This window comes from Gordonia sp. DT30 (assembly GCF_049844915.1).
Lineage (GTDB): Bacteria > Actinomycetota > Actinomycetes > Mycobacteriales > Mycobacteriaceae > Gordonia.
On record NZ_JBNCLY010000084.1, the window covers coordinates 1 to 460 of the forward strand.

Below are 460 nucleotides of genomic sequence, written 5' to 3' on the forward strand. Positions count from 1 at the left end.
ACGCTGGCGTATCTGGCGCGGGTGTTGAAGACACCGACGATCGCGCGGGTGTGGGAGCAACTCGCCGATACCGCCCGCGAGCAAGGGTGGTCACACGAGCAGTATCTGGCCGCCGTCCTGCAACGCCAGGTCGCCGACCGGGAGGCCTCCGGTACCAGGCTGCGGATCGCCGGAGCCCACTTCCCGGCCATGAAAACGTTGGAAGACTTCAACGCAGATCACCAGCCCTCACTGCGCAGAGACGTCCTCGCGCACCTGGAGACGATGAGTTTCGTGGCCAAGGCGGAGAACGTGATCCTGCTCGGCCCGCCCGGAGTCGGCAAAACCCACCTCGGCATCGGCCTGGGCATCAAAGCCTGCCAGGCCGGATACCCGGTCGCCTTCGACACCGCGACCGGCTGGGCAGCCCGCCTGGCCGCCGCTCACACCGACGGACGCCTCGAACACGAACTCAAGCGGC

At 67.4% G+C, this 460-nt stretch carries 1 protein-coding gene; it reads left to right on the plus strand.

Annotated features, from left to right (window positions below; translation table 11 throughout):
* Positions 1 to 3: 3 nt before the first annotated feature.
* The coding region (locus ACLQ3C_RS21535) for an ATP-binding protein (RefSeq protein WP_425707126.1) at positions 4 to 460 on the plus strand (457 nt) is incomplete at its 3' end.